Annotated in this window: 17 protein-coding genes and 1 other RNA gene; 4 read left to right on the top strand and 14 right to left on the bottom strand. The window is 71.3% G+C overall.

Features of this window, described 5'->3' with window-relative positions:
• Positions 1-20: 20 nt before the first annotated feature.
• Both rnpB and GGQ91_RS25315 read right to left on the bottom strand, forming a co-directional pair.
• Positions 21-419, bottom strand: an RNA gene (gene rnpB, locus GGQ91_RS25320) — RNase P RNA component class A.
• Positions 420-472: 53 nt separating this feature from the next.
• Positions 473-913: a VOC family protein gene (locus GGQ91_RS25315; RefSeq protein ID WP_043350719.1), complete on the bottom strand. Its 441-nt coding sequence runs from the start codon at positions 911-913 to the stop codon at positions 473-475.
• 399 nt (positions 914-1,312) lie between these two features.
• On the opposite strand from GGQ91_RS25315, the gene pepN reads away from it, so the two are divergent.
• Positions 1,313-3,934: an aminopeptidase N gene (gene pepN, locus GGQ91_RS25310; RefSeq protein WP_182593122.1), complete on the top strand. Its 2,622-nt coding sequence runs from the start codon at positions 1,313-1,315 to the stop codon at positions 3,932-3,934.
• Positions 3,935-4,121: 187 nt separating this feature from the next.
• Positions 4,122-6,491 (top strand): PAS domain-containing sensor histidine kinase, encoded by a 2,370-nt coding sequence (locus GGQ91_RS25305; protein ID WP_043384266.1) that lies wholly within the window; start codon positions 4,122-4,124, stop codon positions 6,489-6,491.
• Between the two features lie 10 nt (positions 6,492-6,501).
• Here the strand turns inward: GGQ91_RS25305 and GGQ91_RS25300 are convergent, their stop codons facing one another.
• From GGQ91_RS25300 to GGQ91_RS25280, 5 genes are all read right to left on the bottom strand, one after another.
• Positions 6,502-6,756: a hypothetical protein gene (locus GGQ91_RS25300; RefSeq protein WP_182593121.1), complete on the bottom strand. Its 255-nt coding sequence runs from the start codon at positions 6,754-6,756 to the stop codon at positions 6,502-6,504.
• Positions 6,757-7,096: 340 nt separating this feature from the next.
• Positions 7,097-8,236: a GNAT family N-acetyltransferase gene (locus tag GGQ91_RS25295; protein ID WP_182593120.1), complete on the bottom strand. Its 1,140-nt coding sequence runs from the start codon at positions 8,234-8,236 to the stop codon at positions 7,097-7,099.
• Positions 8,233-9,573 (bottom strand): lipopolysaccharide biosynthesis protein, encoded by a 1,341-nt coding sequence (locus tag GGQ91_RS25290; RefSeq protein WP_179696690.1) that lies wholly within the window; start codon positions 9,571-9,573, stop codon positions 8,233-8,235. Before GGQ91_RS25290 ends, GGQ91_RS25295 begins: the two co-directional genes overlap by 4 nt.
• Positions 9,574-9,629: 56 nt before the next feature.
• The gene (locus tag GGQ91_RS25285; RefSeq protein ID WP_051976117.1) at positions 9,630-10,562 is read right to left on the bottom strand and encodes an SGNH/GDSL hydrolase family protein; all 933 of its coding nucleotides are present in this window, start codon (positions 10,560-10,562) and stop codon (positions 9,630-9,632) included.
• A complete protein-coding gene (locus GGQ91_RS25280) occupies positions 10,523-11,620 on the bottom strand; it encodes an OpgC family protein (RefSeq protein ID WP_182593119.1) in 1,098 nt (365 codons plus the stop codon). The genes GGQ91_RS25285 and GGQ91_RS25280 overlap by 40 nt, the downstream gene beginning before the upstream one ends.
• 169 nt (positions 11,621-11,789) lie before the next feature.
• Between GGQ91_RS25280 and GGQ91_RS25275 the strand changes: the two genes are divergently transcribed.
• Positions 11,790-12,056 carry a hypothetical protein gene (locus GGQ91_RS25275; RefSeq protein WP_051044598.1) on the top strand — a complete coding sequence of 89 codons (267 nt, stop codon included), beginning with the start codon at positions 11,790-11,792 and terminating at the stop codon, positions 12,054-12,056.
• Between the two features lie 28 nt (positions 12,057-12,084).
• Here the strand turns inward: GGQ91_RS25275 and rfbA are convergent, their stop codons facing one another.
• The 4 genes from rfbA to rfbC all read right to left on the bottom strand — a co-directional run bounded on the left by rfbA (position 12,085) and on the right by rfbC (position 15,578).
• Positions 12,085-12,984 carry a glucose-1-phosphate thymidylyltransferase RfbA gene (gene rfbA / locus GGQ91_RS25270; protein ID WP_043384277.1) on the bottom strand — a complete coding sequence of 300 codons (900 nt, stop codon included), beginning with the start codon at positions 12,982-12,984 and terminating at the stop codon, positions 12,085-12,087.
• Complete coding sequence (gene rfbD, locus GGQ91_RS25265; protein WP_182593118.1) at positions 12,981-13,886, bottom strand: dTDP-4-dehydrorhamnose reductase; 906 nt, start codon at positions 13,884-13,886, stop codon at positions 12,981-12,983. Before rfbD ends, rfbA begins: the two co-directional genes overlap by 4 nt.
• Positions 13,886-14,935: a dTDP-glucose 4,6-dehydratase gene (rfbB, locus tag GGQ91_RS25260; protein ID WP_043345764.1), complete on the bottom strand. Its 1,050-nt coding sequence runs from the start codon at positions 14,933-14,935 to the stop codon at positions 13,886-13,888. The genes rfbD and rfbB overlap by 1 nt, the downstream gene beginning before the upstream one ends.
• A gap of 91 nt (positions 14,936-15,026) precedes the next feature.
• Complete coding sequence (gene rfbC / locus GGQ91_RS25255) at positions 15,027-15,578, bottom strand: dTDP-4-dehydrorhamnose 3,5-epimerase (RefSeq protein ID WP_043345777.1); 552 nt, start codon at positions 15,576-15,578, stop codon at positions 15,027-15,029.
• Between the two features lie 175 nt (positions 15,579-15,753).
• Between rfbC and GGQ91_RS25250 the strand changes: the two genes are divergently transcribed.
• Positions 15,754-16,665, top strand: coding sequence for a DUF6925 family protein (locus GGQ91_RS25250; protein ID WP_182593117.1), 912 nt, complete (start codon positions 15,754-15,756; stop codon positions 16,663-16,665).
• An 8-nt stretch (positions 16,666-16,673) separates the two neighbouring features.
• Here GGQ91_RS25250 and GGQ91_RS25245 read toward each other — a convergent pair whose 3' ends face one another.
• The 3 genes from GGQ91_RS25245 to GGQ91_RS25235 form a co-directional block, all read right to left on the bottom strand.
• Positions 16,674-17,102: a DUF4339 domain-containing protein gene (locus GGQ91_RS25245; protein ID WP_182593116.1), complete on the bottom strand. Its 429-nt coding sequence runs from the start codon at positions 17,100-17,102 to the stop codon at positions 16,674-16,676.
• Between the two features lie 27 nt (positions 17,103-17,129).
• A complete protein-coding gene (locus GGQ91_RS25240) occupies positions 17,130-17,297 on the bottom strand; it encodes a hypothetical protein (RefSeq protein WP_182593115.1) in 168 nt (55 codons plus the stop codon).
• 101 nt (positions 17,298-17,398) lie between these two features.
• On the bottom strand, positions 17,399-18,682 hold the full coding sequence (locus GGQ91_RS25235; RefSeq protein ID WP_343066861.1) for a hypothetical protein: 1,284 nt from the start codon (positions 18,680-18,682) through the stop codon (positions 17,399-17,401).
• Positions 18,683-18,715 lie beyond the last annotated feature (33 nt).

The following is an 18,715-nucleotide window of genomic DNA, read 5'->3' as shown; positions in this document are numbered from 1 at the left end:
ACGCAGGGCTTATCGGGATGTGGATCAGCCGGCCTATAAGCCGGGTTCTGTAGGGCCGGAGCGCTCGCGCGCGCCGACGTGGCGGCCATTCCTCTGGGACGGTCGTTGCCGACCGCCTCGAGCAACCAACCCGGGCGACTGGCCTGGAGAGCCGGCCTGCCCTTCTCGCGAAGGGCGCGCCGCCCCTATTCGGTCTTGCTCCCGGTGGGGTTTGCCGTGCCGTCCGCGTTGCCGCGTCCGCGGTGCGCTCTTACCGCACCCTTTCACCCTGACCCCGGACGGATCCGGGGCGGTCTGCTTTCTGTGGCACTGTCCCTGGGGTCGCCCCCGCCGGATGTTATCCGGCACCGTCTCTCCATGGAGCCCGGACTTTCCTCCCCGGACGCTCGCGCGTCCGGAGCGGCCGCCCGGCCGGCTGATCCGCGGGCAGATGCGCCCGCGGGGCCGTCCGGGTCAAGGGAGTCGACCCGCGCTACCAGGTGCCGGTGTTCTCCATGGACGTCCACGGCTCCTGCGGCGCCTTGGCGCCGCCCTTCTGGAGGATCTCGATGGAGATGCCGTCCGGCGACTTCACGAAGGCCATGTAGCCGTCGCGCGGCGGGCGGTTGATGGTCACGCCCTTCTCCTGCAGCCGCGCGCAGAAGGCGTAGATGTCGTCCACCTGATAGGCGAGATGGCCGAAGTTGCGCCCGCCCGAGTAGGTTTCCGGATCCCAATTGTAGGTCAGCTCGATGAGCGGGGATCGTGTGGCCGTGGCCCGCTCGACGTCGCCGGGGGCGGCCAGGAACACGAGGGTGAAGCGCCCCTTCTCGTTCTCGACGCGGCGGACCTCCTTCAGGCCGAACGTGTCGACGTAGAAGGCGAGGGCCCTGTCGAGGTCAGCGACCCGGACCATGGTGTGCAGGTATTCCATCGGACCTATCCTGTGGCTGGTCGGAGGTGGATCGTGCGTCCTGTTCGGGACGCGCGTCCCGCCTCCGGCTGATCGCCACCGCTAGCTAGCGGCCGGCCCGGCGGTGAGAAGGCCGCGCGCGCCGGACGGACCATAAATCGACCCTGGCGCTCCTGCGTCCCGTGCCGATCCGGCGGCCGGCGCGAGGCGAACTCCCGCCGAAAGACGACGGCGGACGCGTCCGTTGCCGCGGCCGGCCGCCAGCGCCGGGCGCTGCGGCGCGGTGATCGGATCGGTTTGACGCGCGAAGGCTGTCCCGACGGCGCGCCGTCTCTCCGGGGCCGTTTCGGCGGCTCCGATCGTTGCGCCGCGCGCGCCGAGGGACCAGAACGGGCCCATCCCGCACCCGGAGTGAGCCGAATGCGCACCGAGACGCCGCCGCTGATCCGCCTCGAGGAATACCGGCCCAGCGACTACCTGATCGATCGGGTCGACCTCGACATCCGTCTCGACCCGCACGCGACCCGCATCGACGCGACCTTGACGCTGCGGCCGAACCCGGCCGGTGTGCCGGCGGCTCCGCTCACCCTCGACGCCGACGATCTCCGGCTGGTCTCGGCCGAACTCGACGGGGCGCCGCTGGCGCCCGACGTATACGCGGCGACGCCGTCCGGCTTCATCCTCCGCGATCCGCCTCCGCGGCCCTTCGCGCTGCGCCTCGTCACGGAGGTGGATCCGACCGCCAACACCAAGCTGATGGGGCTCTACCGCTCGAACGGGGTCTACTGCACCCAGTGCGAGGCGGACGGCTTCCGGCGGATCACCTACTTCCTCGATCGTCCCGACGTGCTGGCGGTCTACACCACGCGCATCGAGGCCGACCGGACCGAGGCGCCCGTCCTGCTCGGCAACGGCAATCCCGTCGAGGCCGGCGATGCCGGGCCCGGCCGCCATTACGCCCTCTGGCACGATCCGCACCCCAAGCCCGCCTACCTGTTCGCCCTCGTGGGCGGCCGGCTCGGGAAGGTCGAGACCCCCTTCAACACGATGGAGGGCCGCACCGTCAGCTGCGCGGTCTACGTCGAGCCCGGCAAGGAGGATCGGGCGGGCTATGCCCTGGACGCCGTCATCCGCTCCATGGCCTGGGACGAGACGGCCTTCGGCCGCGCCTACGACCTCGACGTGTTCAACGTCGTCGCGGTGTCCGACTTCAACATGGGCGCCATGGAGAACAAGGGCATCAACATCTTCAACGATAAGTACGTGCTGGCCAGCCCCGAGACCGCCACCGATGGCGATTACGCCGCCATCGAGGCGATCATTGCCCACGAGTACTTCCACAACTGGTCCGGCAACCGCGTCACCTGCCGGGACTGGTTCCAGCTCTGCCTGAAGGAGGGTCTCACGGTCTTCCGCGACCAGGAATTCTCCTCCGACATGCGCTCCAGGCCGGTGCATCGCATCGCCGAGGTGCGCTCGCTGCGGGCGCGTCAGTTCCCCGAGGATGCCGGGCCGCTGCGGCATCCGGTGCGGCCGCGGGCCTATGCCGAGATCAACAACTTCTACACGGCGACCGTCTACGACAAGGGCGCCGAGATCGTCCGGATGCTGCGGACCCTGATCGGTCCCGAGGCCTTCCGGGCCGGCATGGATCGCTACTTCGCCGACAACGACGGGCGCGCCGCCACCGTGGAGGATTTCCTCGCGGCCTTCGCGGCCGTGACGGGGCGCGACCTCGATGCGTTCGCCCGCTGGTACGAGCGCCCCGGTACGCCCCGCCTCGCCGTCACGGCCGCCTACGATCCGGCCGCCGCGCGTTACACCCTCCAATTCGCTCAGAGCCTGCCCGGCACCGCCGACTCCGACGAGACACCCCTGGTCATCCCCGTGGCCCTCGGCCTCGTGGGGGCCACGGGGCCACTGACCGGCGCCACCTGCCCGGATGTGCGGGACGGCGTCTACGTGCTCGACCGCCCGGAGGCCGCGATCGTGTTCGACGCCGTCGCCGAGGAGCCGGTCCCGTCGCTCCTGCGCGACTTCTCCGCGCCGGTGAAGCTCGATCTCGGCCTGACGGATGCGCAGCGGATGCGGCTCCTGGCACAGGACAGCGACCCCTTCAATCGCTGGCAGGCCGCGCAGGACGTGGCGCTGCGGCTGATCCTCGACCCGGACGCCGACCGGACCGAAGCCTTCGCGGCGGCGCTCGGCCGTTTCCTCGACGGCGAGGCCCTGGCCGACCCGGCCTTCGCGGCGCTGGTCCTGGCACTGCCGAGCGAAGGCGAGGCCGCCGACGCCGTCCCGGCCGAGGTCGATCCCGACGCCATCCACCGGGGGCGTTCCGATCTGCGGACCCGTCTCGGCCAGGTCCTGCGGCCGCGGCTCGAAGCGATCGACGCGGCGCTCGTGCCGGACGCGGGTGTCCCTTACAGCCCCGACGCCGCCTCGGCGGGGCGCCGGTCGCTCCGCAACGCTGCCCTCGACCTGATCGCCGCCGGGAATCCCCGGACCGGCGCGGCCCGCGCCGCCGAGCGGCTGGCCGAGGCGACCAACATGACCGACCGGCTCGCCGCCCTCGGCACCCTGGCGCTGATTCCGGGCGAGACCCGCGAGGTTGCCCTCGCGGAGTTCGCAACGCGCTACGCCGACGAACCCCTCGTGCTCGACAAGTGGTTTGCCATCCAGGCCCAGATCCCGGAACCCGGCACGCTCGACCGGATCGCCCGTCTCCAGGAGCACCCCGCCTTCACCATGACCAATCCGAACCGCGTCCGGGCGCTGATCGGAAGCTTCGCGTTCGGCAACCCGACCCAGTTCGCCCGGCCGGACGGGTCGGGCTTCGCCCGCGTGGCCGACACGGTCGCGGCGCTTGATTCGACCAACCCACAGGTTGCCGCGCGGCTCCTCACGGCCTTCGGATCATGGCGTCGGCTGGAAAAATCACGCGGCGCCAAAGCGGTCGAAATGCTGAATGGGATCAAGGCGATCCCCGGCCTTTCCCGGGACACGGCCGACATCCTCGCCCGCACCCTTGGAGACGGCTAAGCGTCTGAACCTGCGGTAGAAATTGATTCCCGGGCGGCCGCGCAACACCCGACGGGCGTCAAGTCGTTATGGTAAAAAACCCGTGGACAAACGGCCCCCCGAGGTGATTGTATTCACTCAGATTCGGGGGGCCTTCGGGGGCCGGGCGCCCGTACCGGATCGCTGTTCCCACGGGTGAGGTTCGGCCATGCCGGAGGCGGCTTCCGCTTCCTTCTCCGCGCGTGCGGATTCGAATCTCACGATCTCCTGGCCGATGCGGACCCGGGATCCGCGGCTCGGCCAAGCCGAACGCTGGCTGCGCTACGCCGTGCCGGGGACGCTGGCGGTGTTCCTGGCCTGCCTCGTCGGGCTCGCGGCGCTTCACATCCAGGGCCAGCGGGCCGAGATCCTGGCGGGTGCCCGGGCCGAGGTCGAAGGCTTCGCCCGTCTGGCCGCCCGGGCGGTGGACCCGACCGGTACCGTCGCGGAGGACCTGCGGGCGCTGATGCCGGAGAGCGAACGGCATCCCGGCCGCCGCCTGCTGGTGGTCCGCCCCGACACCCGCATTCTCGCCGCCCATCCGCCGCTGCCCGCCGACCGGACGACGCTCGCCGCCGTCCTCGGCGACAGCGAGCCGCTCTCCGGCCTCGGCGAGCGCGCAGGCGCCATGGCCCTCGAACTCCCCGGGGGCGAGAGCGTGCTCGCTGCCATGCACAGCCTCCCGGGCGGCGCGGGCCAGGTGGCGGTGCTGCAGCCCATCGAGCCGCTGCTGCGTGGCTGGAGCGCCCGCACCCGCGACCAGATCGTCCTGATCGCCGCCGCCGCCCTCGTGATCGTCGGCGTCGGACTGGCCTACGGGCTGCAGACCCGTCAGGCGGCCCGGGCCGACCGCGCCCGCGAGCAGATCCGCGGTCGCCTCGAGACCGCCCTGCGCCGGGGTGCCTGTGGGCTGTGGGACTGGGACATCGCCCGGGGCCGGATCTACTGGTCCGACTCGATGTACACGCTGCTCGGCTACCGGCGACAAAACGAGTATCTCTCGTTCGGCGACGTCAACGGCTTGGTCCATCCCGATGATGGCGACCTGTACAGCCTCGCCCGGGGGCTCGCCGCCAATCAGACGCATATCGACCACGCCTTCCGGATGCGCGGCGCCGACGGGGCCTATGTCTGGCTGCGTGCCCGGGCCGAGGTCGTGGCCGACGCCGCCGATGGTGGCCGCCACCTCGTCGGCATCGCCACCGACATCAGCGAACAGCGGGCCCTCGAAGAGACCAACGCGGCGGCCGACATGCGCCTGCGCGACGCCGTCGAGGCGATCTCGGAGGCGTTCGTGCTCTGGGATACCGGCAATCGGCTGGTCCTGTGCAATTCCAAGTTCCGCCACCTCCACGCCCTGAGCCCGGAGGATGCGCAGGCCGGGCGAAGCTACACGGACGTGATGGGTCGCGGCGTGCTGCCTCAGGTCCGTCGGGAATCACCCGAGGCGGGCATGGCGTTGACCAGCATGGCGGCCCGGACCTTCGAGGCCGAACTCACCGATGGCCGCTGGCTGCAGATCAGCGAACGGCGCACCAAGGATGGGGGCTACGTCTCGGTTGGGACCGATATCACCAGCCTGAAGCGCAATCAGGAGCAGCTCCTCGCGTCCGAGCGCGAACTGATCGAGACCGTGAAGGACCTCAAACGGTCCCGCCGGACCCTCGAGCTTCAGACCCAGCAGCTCGCCGACCTCGCCGAGCGCTATCTCGACCAGAAGGCGGTCGCCGAGGCCGCGAACCAGGCCAAGGCCGAATTCCTGGCCAATATGAGCCACGAACTGCGCACGCCGCTCAACGCCATCATCGGCTTTGCCGACGTGATGGAGAATGCCGTGCTCGGCCCGCTCGGCACCCCGCGCTACACCGAATATTGCCGCGACATCCGCGAGAGCGGCTCGCATCTGCTGTCCATGATCGACGACATCCTCGACATGGCCCGCCTCGAGGCCCGGCGGGTGCGGCTGATCCCGAAGGCGATCTCGGCGGAGGCCGCCATCACGGCTGCGCTCGCCCCGGTCGAGCCGGCCGCCCGCGAGAAGGCGATCACCGTCAGCGTTGACGTGACGTCCGGGCTGGACCTGCTGGCCGATCCGCAGGCGATCCGGCAGATCCTCGCCAACCTCCTGCAGAACGCCGTGAAGTTCACGCCCGCCGGCGGGCGCGTCGCGGTGCGCGCGCGCCGTGCCGGGGCGTGCACGCATCTGTACATCGAGGACAACGGCATCGGCATTCCGCGCTCCGATCTCGACCGGCTCGGCCGGCCCTTCACCCAGGTCGAGACGCAAATGACACGCAGCCACAAGGGATCGGGTTTGGGCCTCGCCATCACCCGCTCGATGGTCGAGCTGCATGGCGGTTCGCTTCGGATCCGTTCCGAGGAAACGGTGGGCACGATCGTCCTCGTGCGCCTGCCGGCCGTGCCGGCCGACCGTTTGGATCCGCCGGTCCCCCTCGCGGCGGCCGGCCCCGGGTTGAAGACCCTGAGTGAGACGCCGCGGTCGGGTCGCGGCGCGGCCGGCCGATCCGCCGCGGCCTGACCGCACCCTCTCACGACCGCGAATCGAGACCGCTGAGGCGCGCGCGGCGCCCCTGTTCCACGTGCCAGCGCGCGTCCGCCACGGCCCGCGCCAGGCTCCGGATGCGCCATTGGCGATAGAGGGACAGGATAGGGTTGCGACCCAGCCCGGCTTGATGTCGGCTCAGGCGTCGCAGCAGGTCCGGCAGCTGCGCCGAAGCCGCGTCGCCGGTAGCGATGTCGATCGCCCGCAGTTCCGCCCGGAGCCCCGCTTTCCAGTCGTCCATGATGCCCCCTCCGCGCTGATCGCCCGACGCGACCGGGCCGCGGTTCCGAGCGGCCCGGCTGCCGGTCCTCCCGCGGCATGGCCACCCGGCGCCAAACCCCAGGGCCGGTCCGGTGGTCGCCCGGCAGGTGGTCCGTGCGGCGGACCGGAAATGGAGAATACGACCGATGCGGTCGCGGGCAACGCGCAGTTCGCCCTGGCGCCCTGGCTCGGACACGCCGCCGGGCCGGCCTGCGCGCGGAGCACGGGCGCCGTCACCGGCCTTCCCGGGGCGGATGACCGGAGATCGCGCTCGCAAATCTCCGCAGGGCGCCCGTGGGTGCGACCTGCGCCGCGCCGATCTAGCGCCGCCGCAGCGCCCGCTTGGCGGCGGCGCGCGCGTCCCGCTCGAATCGGGCGAGCCGGAGGCGCCGCTCCAGGGAGATCACCTGCCGACCGGGCGGAACGGCGATAATCTCGGCGATCGGGGTCCGGTCGCGGTAGAGGCTTTCCAGAGCCGAACCGTCCAACGTCGCCGAGTCGAGGCGTTCGGCGAAGCCGGTCTCGTGGCAGGCCCGCACGATCTCGGCTTCCAGCAGGAGGCCCGGGGCGTGGCTGCGCAGGCCTTCGTCGTAGGCGGTCTTCAGCAGGGTCGCGGTGCCGCCGGTGACGAGGGCCAGGCTGACGGCAATCGGCCGCCCGTCGAGGGTCAGCGCATCGGCCCGGACGCCGACCGGGCCCGGTGTCGCCGTGAACAGGGCGCGGGCGAGCGCGGCGCTCTCCGGGCGGCAGGCCATGGCGGTGCCGGCCTTTCCCTTCCAGCCGATGCGCTCCAGGTCGAGAAATGCCGCAACGAGGCGGGCGAGGTCCGGTCCGTCCGCGGCGCTCACATGGGCGACGGCGCCGCTCTCCGCCAGACGGCGCGCCCGGCGGCGCAGATCCTTGAAGCGCGCCCGGTTGGGATGATCGGCGAGGAACGCCGCTTGGTCGGCGCGCCGGTCCATGACCGGCCGGTCGAAGGCCGCCACCGTGCCGATCGCCCAGCCGCGCCGGCGCATTTCCGCCAGCATGTCCGGCACGGCGCCTTCTCCGGTCGGCAGCAGAGGCCAGCGCCACGCCCGGCCGCCGGAAGCCGCCTCGAGGCCGGCCACCAGCGCCCGCGCATGGGCCGTCCGGTCCGGGCCGTCGGCGATCAGCGGCGCGGTGGCGGTCACGTAGGGGGAGAGGAACGGCCGCAGGATCCGGCTGCCGAGGCCGCACAGGTCGCGGGTCGGCGCATACGGCAGCAGCGCCACGAGCCGGTCTCCCTGGCGGACCGTGACATAGCGCAGAGCGGCCGACAGGAGTCCTGCGGCCCGATGGGCATCGATCACGTGCCGCGCGAAATGCGGATGCGGGGCGGTGCTCGCTGCGACCAGTGCATCCCAGGCGACGGGATCCGGTGCGTCGGTCAGCGCGAACGCGACGTCGGAGGGCGCGCGGAGGGGGGGCGCCGCGGTCATCGGGCCATCCCGGCGGCCCAGACCGGGGTCGGCAGCCCGTGGATCCGCCCGGCGGCCCGGGCCAGAAGGGCGGCCCGGCCCATGGTCGCGAGCGCCACCGCCATGGCGGCGCCGAGCGTCCCGAAGGCCGGGACCAGGGCGAGGCACAGACCTGCGGCGGCGACGAGGCTCCCCACGGTGATGCCGGCACAGAGCCGCTCGCCGCCCAGCATGGTGAGGAGGTCCTCTCCCGGCCCGAACAGGCTCGCTCCGACGCTGCCGGCGATCAGGATGCACAGGATCGGCACGCTGGCGCCGAGTCCCGGGCCGAACATGGCGAGCAGCAGGGGGCTGACGGCCAGGATCGCGCCGCCGACCACGAGCGTCGCGGCTGCCGTCATGCGGCCCTGGCGGCGGACCAGCTCGGCGAGCAGGAAGCGGTTGGCCTGTGCCTGGGCGGCGCTGTAGCGCTGGAGCGTCGCCGCGCTGACGGCGTAGTGGACGAACACGACGAATTGCTGGATCCGCGTCGCCGCGAAGTAGACCCCGACCTCCGCCGGGCTCACCAGGGCACCGAGCACGATGACGTCGACGAAGGTGAAGCCGGCATTGGCGAGGTCGATGGCGGCGATCGGCAGGCTCGTCCCCAGCCAAGCCCGCCACCGGTAGCGGTGCGGCCCGGCCGGCAGACTCCGCCGAAGCCGCGCGGCGAGCAGGGCAGCCTGCAGGCCCGTGGCGCCGGCGGCGGCGATCAGCATGCAGGCCATCGCCACCTCGGCGCGGGGCGGCGCGCCGAGCAGGATCGCCGCGATCATGCAGCCCATCATCAGGGTCTGGCGCAGGAGGTAGGGCGGCGCGATGGCGAGCCCGACCCAGTTCTGGCTGCGGGCCACGCCCTCGAGGTAATCCTGGAGCGCGAAGAGCGGCATCACGCCGAGCGCGACCGCGATCGGGGCCCAGTAGGCCGGGGCGAACAGGTCCGGTTCGAGCATCAGCAGGGCCGCACCGAGCCCCGCGATGGCGAGGGCCGCACCGCCGGTCACCAGGGCGCCGGCCCGGATATAGCCCCGCGCGAGGTCGAGATCGCCCTGCGCCTGATCGCCCGGCACGAAGCGGCAGGCGCCCTGCGACAGGCCAAGGGTCAGGGTATGGCCGAGCATCGCGGTCCAGACCCAGACCGAGGCGAAGATCCCGTAGGCGTCCCAGCCCATCATCCGGGCCGCGAGCACCTGGGCGCCGTAGGCGAAGCCGGCTGCCCCCACGCGGATCGCGAAGACCGTGAGGGCCGCCCGCTGGGGACCGGTCTTCAGAGCCCGGAGGTGCCGGAACGCGCGGAGAGGGAGAGCCGTGGCTGACACTACGCGCTCCGCGCCCGTCCTGAACTCGGCGGGAGGCCGATCTCTGGCCGTCCGGTCTAGCCCGGGGCGCGTTGCGGCTCGGTTAAGGGCGGCTGGGCCGGGGCCGCCTTGGGTTCCTTCGGCGTCTCGGTCCGCATCAGGGAGGTTGCGATCGTCAGGGCGACATGCTCGGCCATGCACCGCAACCCGAGATCGTTGAGCCGAAACTGGCGGCCGAGCATGTGCCCCTCGCCCTTGTCCGTGCGGCTCGACAGGTAATGCAGCGCCTCGTAGCGTCGCACGAGCGGCACGCCCTGCTGGGTCGCGACGGTGCGGACCGCCTCGACGATCCGGTTGTAGTCGACGTCGGCCGCCATGCTTGCGGTATAGATCGGGTCGACCAGCACCACGTCGATTTCGTGAGAGCGGATCCAGCCGACGGCCTCGGCCAGCGCGCTCGCGAAGGCGTCCACGTCGACGCGGGCGATGGCATCGTGTGTGCCGACCTGCCAGACCACGAGGTCGGGCTCGGCCTCGGCCACCATGGTCCGCAGGCGCTCGGCGGCCCCGGAGGCGATCTCGCCCGGAAGGCCGCGATGGTCGATCGTCACGTCGACCTTCGGCAGAGCGTGCTCCAGGGCGGCTTCGAGCTTGGCCGGATAGGAGGCGGACGCCCCGGGCGCCGCGCTGCCGCCGATCGCCAGGATCTTGAGCGGGCGGTTCTCCGCCAGCGCCGCCTTGACGGCGCCGAGCTGGGCCACGGTGTACAATTGTGCGCCGGGAACCCGGCACTCCAAGGAGAGGGTTGGATCGCCCGGGGCTGGAATGGTGGGCTGCTCCGCCGCGGCCGATCCGCCCGGAATGCCCCACAGGCTGGCCGTCAGGATCCAGGTGGCCAGCGCCGGGGCGAGCCCGCCGGCGGCACCGGTCCGGACGGCCCGGGATGGGCGCACAGGATATCCCGCCCGCATCATGTCCGCGGTCGCGACGATCTGCTGCGGCTGCGCCATTCGACGAACCATGCCGTAAACCCCAGCCCGACGAGGCCCGAGCCGGCGACCAGCATATCGATCAGCACGCCGCCGCCAGTCTGGAAACGCACGAGCTGCCCGATCAGGCTCAGGATCGAACCCATCGAGAAGACAGCCAGCGAGTTCCGGCCCATCTGAGTTAGATAACCGACAATGCGACCGATTCGGGGGGCGAGTACCCTGTAAAGGGGCGCAAACGCTAACAATACCCCCAAGAAATGAAGCAGCCGGGCCGGTGTGAGGTAGGTCTTCTCGAACGTGAAGAGCAGGCGCGGCTCCGGAACGAGCATCGGATCCGGGCGGATCTCCGTCACCGCGAGCAGGATCCCGAGGAGAACGATGACGACGCCCATCGGAAACAGGCGTCGCGCCCAGCGGCGCAGGATATCGGAGCGCAGGTTCCAGCCCTGAAGCACGAAGCCGAGTACGAGCAGAAGCTGCCAGCAGAACGGATCGAAGAACCAGTCCCCTTCCCCCGGCCAGGACGGAAGGTTCCAGCCGAAAATGAGGCTGGCGAGATACACGCCCACGGAGAGCGCCAGGGCCGCGAGCAGGCTGACGCGCCCGACGAGCACGAAGACGGGCGCGATGCCGATCAGCAGCACGTAGAGCGGCAGGATGTTGAAGTAGCCGAGCTGGTAGGTCAGCAGCGCCATGCCGCAGACCGATTGGATCGGGTCCGCAAAGAAGCCGCCGGCATTGTGCCATTCGAGGATGAGCGGGTTGTCGAGCAGCAGCGCCGCGCCCGCGATGATCGCCAGCGCCAGCAGCATGACGGTGAGCTGCGCCCGGTAGACCTCGACGGTGCGGGCCAGCAGCCGCACCACGCTCCGTCCGGGCGGCTCGGGGTTGCCGTCGCGACCCCGTGTGGCGATGCCGATCGACCAGCCCGCGAGGAACACGAACAGCTCGGCCGCGTCCGAGATGCCGTATTGCGAAAAGGTGTAGCGCTCGAAGGTGTTGCCGGGGATGTGGTTGATGAAGATCGTGATCAGGGCGAAGCCGCGCCAGAAGTCGATCGCGTTGGGGTCCCGCATCGTCGCGGCGGCTCCGGGTTTCGACGCTTCAGAATGTCGGCTGCGGGAACGCGGCTCCTGATACGGCGCCGCATCGGTTCTGCAAAGGCGAACAAAGGTAGGGATCGGCCCGTGGGGTCGAACCGGATGGTCACACCCGCGTTATGGCCCGGCACGGAGTTCCAGACAGATGACCCGACCGCTCACCACCCTCGGCCTCGCGATCTTCCTGCCAATCCTGGCGGCCAGCGCCGCGGCGGCGCAGGCTCAGACCGGCACCGGCGGCGGTCCCGCCTCGACGGCGACCGCGCCGAACACCTCCTCCCTCGGCCGTGTGATGCCGCCGAGCCGGGGGGCCGGCGCGGCGACGCCCGACGACCGGCGCACGCTCACGCCGAACGAGGCGCAGAACGATCGGATCATGCGGGGCATCTGCATCGGATGCGCTCCGAAATAGGAGGCGCGTCCGACCGAGGGCACTCCGGCTACTTGCCGCGACGCAGCCGCAGGTCGTCCTCGCTCTCGCGGGCGAGCCGCAGCAGGTTCTGGCCGTAGGCGGTCTTGGCGAACATCTCGCCCCGAGCCACGAGCTGGTCGCGGGAGATGAAGTGCTGGAGGTAGGCGATCTCCTCCAGGCAGGCGACCTGCAGGCCCTGGCGGTGCTGCAGGGTGCGCACGAACTCGCTCGCCTCCAGCAGGCTGTCGTGGGTCCCGGTGTCGAGCCACGCATAGCCGCGCGACATGCGCTCCACGTGCAGTTGCCCGCGTTGCAGGTAGGCCTCGTTGACGCTGGTGATCTCCAGCTCGCCGCGGGCCGAGGGCTTCACGTCGGCGGCGATGTCGAGCACCTGATTGTCGTAGAAGTACAGGCCGGTCACCGCCCAGGTGGATTCCGGGTTCTGCGGCTTCTCGACGATCTTGGTCGGGCGGCCCGCCTTGTCGAGGTTGACCACGCCGTAAGCCTGCGGGTTGTCGACGTGGTAGGCAAAGACGGTCGCGCCCTGCTTGCGCGCGGCGGCGCGATCCAGGAGTTCGCCCATGCCGGCGCCGAAGAACAGGTTGTCGCCGAGGATCAGCGCCACGTCGTCGTCGCCCACGAAGTCGCGCCCGATCACGAAGGCCTGGGCGAGGCCTTCCGGCCGCGGCTGCAGCGCGTAGGAGAATTTCAGCCCGAACTGCTCGCCGGTGCCGAACAGGCGCTTGTAATTGTCGAGGTGCTCCGGCGACGAGATGATCAGGATCTCGCGGATGCCGGCCAGCATCAGCACCGAGACCGGGTAGTAGATCATCGGCTTGTCGTAGACCGGCAGGAGCTGCTTGTTGATCGACAGCGTGGCCGGGTGCAGGCGCGTGCCGGATCCGCCGGCCAGAACAATGCCCTTCATGGCTTGGAAACTCCCTCTGAAACCGGCCCGACGAGCCGGTCCAGGATATCGTCGAGCGCCGCCTGCCAGGCCCGCGGCGCGATGCCGTAAGCGGCCGTGAGGCTGTCGGTGGACAGGCGCGAATTGGCCGGCCGCCGGGCCGGTGTCGGATAGGCGGAAGTCGGGATGCCCTTGACCGGCACCGAGCGGCCGCCGCGGCGGGCCGAGCCCGCCACGATCGCTTCGGCGAAGCCGCACCATGTGGTGTCGCCGGCGTTCACGCAGTGGAACGTGCCAGTGGGAGCGTCCGCATCCCCGGCCATGCGCTGCGCGATCGTCGCGAGGGCGGCGGCGAGGTCGGCGGCCGAGGTCGGGCAGCCGTGCTGGTCGTCGACGACGGTCAGGGCATCGCGCTCGGCCGCGAGCCGCAGCATCGTCTTGACGAAGTTGCCCCTGTGCGGGCTCACCACCCAGGCGGTGCGGACGACGGCGTGGCGCGGATTGCCGGTGCGCACCGCCAGCTCGCCGGCGGCCTTGCTGGCGCCGTAGACGCTCTGCGGGTCGATCGGTGCGTCGGGCGCGTAGGCCCCGTCGCGCTTCGTGCCGGCGAAGACGTAGTCGGTCGAGACGTGGACCAGCGGGATGGATTGCGCCGCCGTGGCGGCCGCCAGGATCGCCGGCGCGAGCGCGTTGAGGCGCCACGCCGCGACCACATCGGACTCGGCCTTGTCGACGGCCGTGTAGGCGGCGGTGTTGATCACCGCCCGGTAGTCGCGCGCGGCGAGCGCCGCCGCGACGGCGTCCGCGTCGGTGATGTCGAGATCCGCGCGGCCCGGTGCGTGCACGCGGACGCCATCCGGCCAGGACAGGGCCTGCAGCTCGGTGCCGACCTGGCCCGCGCCCCCGAGGACGAGGATGTCCATCAGCCGTTCAGTCCCAGGCGCTCGCCCTTGTACCGGCCCTCGCGGATCGGGCGCCACCAGCCCTCGTTGGCGAGGTACCACGCGACGGTCTCCTCCAGCGCCTGCTCGAAGGTCTTCTGCGGGCGCCAGCCGAGTTCGGCCTCGGCCTTGGTGCAGTCGATGGCGTAGCGCCGGTCATGGCCCGGGCGGTCGGCCACGAAGCTGATCAACTGCTCGTGCGGGGCGTTCTGCGGACGCAGCCGGTCGAAGGCCGCGCACAGCGCCTTCACCACCGCGAGGTTGTTGCGCACCGCCCGGCCGCCGAGCAGGTAGGTCTCGCCGATCCGGCCGCGCTCCAGAACGGCGACGAGGCCCTTGGCGTGATCCTCCACGTGGATCCAGTCGCGCTCGTTCAGGCCGTCGCCGTAGACCGGCAGCTTCTTCCCCTCCAGGGCGTTCAGGATCATCAGCGGGATCAGCTTCTCGGGGAAGTGCCGCGGCCCGTAATTGTTCGAGCAGTTGGTCACCAGCACCGGCAGGCCGTAGGTCTCGTGCCAGGCGCGGGCGAGGTGGTCGGAGGCCGCCTTCGAGGCCGAGTAGGGCGAGCGCGGATCGTAGCGGCTCTCCTCGGTGAAGAACGCGTCCGGCGGAAGCGAGCCGTAGACCTCGTCGGTGGAGACGTGGAGGAACCGGAAGCTCTTTTTGTCCGCCTCCGGCAGGGCTTCGTAATAGCCCCGCGCCCCATCCAGCATGGTCTGCGTGCCGATGACGTTGGTGCGCACGAAGGCGCCCGGATCGGTGATCGAGCGGTCGACGTGGCTCTCGGCGGCCAGATGCATCACCGCCTGCGGCTTGAAGTCGGCAAAGGCCTTCTGCACGGCGGCGCGGTCGCAGATGTCGGCCTCGACCAGGCGATGGCGCGGGTCGTCGGCGAGCGGCGCCAGCGAGACCGGGTTGGCCGCATAGGTCATCGCGTCGAGGGTGCAGACGTCGTGGCCGAGATCGTTGACGAGGTGCAGCACCAGCGCCGAGCCGATGAAGCCGCAGCCTCCGGTCACCAGGATGCGCATGGCGTGTCACCTCTTCGGATAGGTCAGAAACGGAATAGCCGGGCAGCGTAAGACTGGCCGGCGTGACGAAATTGCGGCCGGGCCGCGCGGCTCAGAAGACTTGTCCGAGATCGGCGAGGCGCGGGGCGCGGCGATCCTTGTCGGACAGGATCGCCGCCTCGCCCGAGACCGGCCACGGGATCCCGACTTCGGGATCGTTCCAGGCGAGCGCCCGGTCGTGCTCGGGGCTGTAGTATTCGTCGACCTTGTAGGCGACCATGACGTCGGGGGTCAGGGTGCAGAAGCCGTGGGCGAAGCCGTGCGGGATGTAGAGCTGATCGCCCGTCTCGGCGTCGAGGGTGACGGCGACGTATTTTCCGTAGGTCGGCGACCCGCTGCGGATGTCGACCGCGACGTCGAGGATCGCGCCCTGGAGCACGCGGATCAGCTTGGCCTGGGCCCGGGGCGCGATCTGGAAGTGCAGACCGCGGATCGTGCCCTGCGGCGCCGAGAAGGACTGGTTGTCCTGTACGAACGGCGTCGTGATGCCGACCCGCGCCAGGGCGTCGGCCCGGAACGTCTCGGAGAACCAGCCCCGCGTATCGCCGAAGCGCTTCACCGCGATGCGCTTCACGTCCGGGATCTCGGTCTCGATGACGTCCATGCCAGCGCCCTTCTTGCGGATCCCGTCGCGAGGTCCAGCGGACGTCTCCGCATCGGTCGTTCCGGGCCGCGCGCCCGCCTTGCCGACCACAACCTCGGTGATGCCCCGCGACTTCCGGTCATTCGCCGTCCGTGTCAAGGCGTGCCCGCTGCGGTGGCGTGCGTGCGAGGAGCCGATGACGGCCGGACCGGGATCCGCGGTGGAGACCCTGCTGCGGGCCCAAATGGCCGATCCGGCCTGCACGTGGAGCCTCGGCAGCTACGGAGCCGGCGCCGTCTTCGCGCGGGACCCTGACGAGGCGGCCCGGCCCCTCGAGGATGGGGGGATCGGCATCGTCACGGCCCGGGGCGCCCTCGCCCTCGTGATGCCGCCGGATCTCAGGCCGTTCGCCTACGAGACCGGTTTCAACGGCGGCTGGAGCCAAGCGGTCGCGCTCTGCCTCCCCGAAGCGGCCTGTGCCATGGGCGGGCGCACCGTACTGACCGAGCTGGGGCCCGATGCGGCGGCAATCCGGCCGCAGGACCGCGCCGCGTCCCTGTTCGACCTCGGCCTCGGCCTGCGCGCCGTGGATGCCTGCCTGCGGGTGGCCGATCCCGAAGGCATCGGTAGGCTTCGGGCGCTGGCGGGCCGGCCGCTCCTGGCGTCCGGCGATGCGGGAATCCTGCGGTCGCTCGCGGCGCACCCGGATCGGGTCTTCATCACGCGCTGCGGGCGCATCGAGGTCTTCGCCCCGGGGCCCGATCCGGCCGAAGCGGGGTCCGGACCGCAGAGCCACGTCCTGCCGCAGCTGCTGCGGCTCGGACGGACCCATGCGGCCACCGCGCCGATCCCGCAGGGCTGGGTGCCCTGCGGCGCGCTCCAACCGGCGCATCCGGCCCGGGACCGGCCCGGTCGGCCGATCCCGTTCGATGCCGGACGCCACGCGGCGTTCGCGCTGGTACTCGACGCCTGGGGCGATCCCGCGCTGGTCGCCCTGCGCCGCACGATCCTGGCCGGGCAGGATCCCGACCCGTCGCACGTCGACGGACGGTTCGCCCGCCTGGCGGTCCGAGCGGCGCGCGCCCAGCGGAGGGCCATGGCCGGCTGAGCGGGACGTCACAGGTCCGGCGGCGCCGGCACGAAGAGCGGCGCCAGCTCGGGCTGGCCGCCGGCCGGCATCCACGCTCCCCCGAGCGGATGGATCGGCGTGTCCGCCCGCAGGGCGCCCGAACGCGCCATGCCGACGAGCGCGGAGAGCGGGAACGGCCCCGTCACCGCGTCGCGATAGAGATAGAACCGCATCGCCGTCTCCTCCGGCGGGGCCGGCGGCGTCCGATCCAGAAGGCGCAGCAGGGCGTCGGTCGCGAAGGCCGCCGGATCGACGGTCGGGAGGTGGCGCTCGGCCTCGCCCCGGGCGACCCCGAAGAAGGCCGCGACCTTGTCGAGGCCGGCCTGAGCGGCGGCTTCCTCGAAGTCCAGACTCCCGCGTGTGGCGAGCACGGCTCGACTCAGCGCCGAGTAGTTCAGCGAGAACAGGGCCGTCACGGCGGTGCGGCCCGAGCCCGGCGGCGCCTATTTGCGCATCTTGTGCAGGATGCGCGGCGACCTGCGCCCGGGAACCTGACCGTCCTGGTCGAAGGTCCCGATCGCGATCGTGCCCTCCGGCACGCGGATGGCGGCCGCCAGTGCCTCAACGAAGGGCCGGAATTGCGAGCCCTCGGCGCTCAGGAACGGCTCCATCCATCCGGAATCCTGAATGAGCACGAGCTGATGGGCGGCGGCCTGGACCGGGGGCGACCAGAGGACGAGCAGCGCGAGCGCCGCGCGGGTCAGAAGCGACCTCAGGCCGTCTGAAGCCGCAGCGCGTGGCAGCTGCGCCCGGACCGGGTCCAGAGGTACAGCGCGTTGTCGTGCAGGAGCGCGTCGGCGTCGCCGCGTGACGCCACCTCCAGGGTGATCGGAAGGCGGTGAAGGCCAACCCCGTGGGCGTGGTGCAGGACGTGGCCGATCACCGGTTCGCGGAGAGCGGCGCTCTGGAGGAATCCGGCGCGCGGAGCGTCGATGTCCAGGGCGAGAAGCACGGTATCGCGGGGCAAGGCCAGCAGCGGAACGAGGAGAGCGCCCGCATGCGCTCCGAGCGTGAGCGTCTCGGCCGGCGGCTGCCAGGGCAGGTCGAAGCGGTCCGCGCCCCAGTAGGCGACGGGTCCGGCGGCGAGGCGCGGCCCGTCGAGGGGGCGGAGCGTCCGGTCCGGCGTCACTGCGGCGAGGTGGTAGCGACCCTCCAGGATGCCGAGCTGGTGGTGCTGGTCGGCCCGGTCGCGCCACGGCGCCTGCGCGGTTATCGGCGCGAAGCCGTCCGGCCAAGCAACGAAAGCCGCGCCTGCGCCGCCCGCCCGGAACGCGACGAACCCGTCGGGTCCAGTCCAGAACATGTCGCCCAGGCGGTTTGTCCAGGGACCTGAGAACCGGCTTCCGGACACGGACCTGTCGAGGTCCAGCAGGGCGAGGGCGTCCGAGCCGACCGTGCCGCGGCACAGGATGAGCCGCCCGTCCCGTTCGGCCAGGGCGAGGAGGTCGATCCCGTCCCAGCCCGGAGCGGAGAGAAAGCGCAGGCGCGGCAGGCCCGCTTCGCCGGAGGCGAGGCGGGGACCGAGTTGCGGAAGTCCTGCCGAGACCAGCGCGTCGACGGTGGTATAGGCGATCCCCGCGTGAGACGCTGTCGGCGTGGTTCGCGGTGCAGCGGCGGGCAGACGGCCGATGGGCAGGAACGTCTGGCCGTCCCAGGTGTCCAAGGCGCCCAGGTTTTCCTGAAACAGGTAGAGCGCGGCCGGGCGCCCGGCCCGGAGCAGCACCGGCACGCCGCTCGGCAGAGGAAGCTCGCTCAAGCTGCCGCGGTCGATGTCGAGCGTGGCCGGCTCCTCGGCGGTTGCGGGGTTGCGCAGGATCTCGCCGGTTGCCGGTGCGTGGGTGAAACGCGCTGGATAGGGGCGGGCTTGGGTGTCCCGCCGGATGCCGATCTGGGCGATCCGCGCGTCATCCGCGGCGATGCGGATTCCGTTTATCTCGGCCGCCACCGGTACCCCGCCCCGGAAATGCCAAAGCTGACGGCCGGACAGGTTCGTCACATGCGGATCGGGATCGACCGGCCAGATCCCGTG

It is taken from the genome of Methylobacterium fujisawaense (genome assembly GCF_014138435.1).
In the GTDB taxonomy this organism is placed as follows: domain Bacteria; phylum Pseudomonadota; class Alphaproteobacteria; order Rhizobiales; family Beijerinckiaceae; genus Methylobacterium; species Methylobacterium fujisawaense.
The sequence above is the reverse complement of the archived record's forward strand: the minus strand, read 5'-3'. Positions and strand labels throughout refer to the sequence as shown.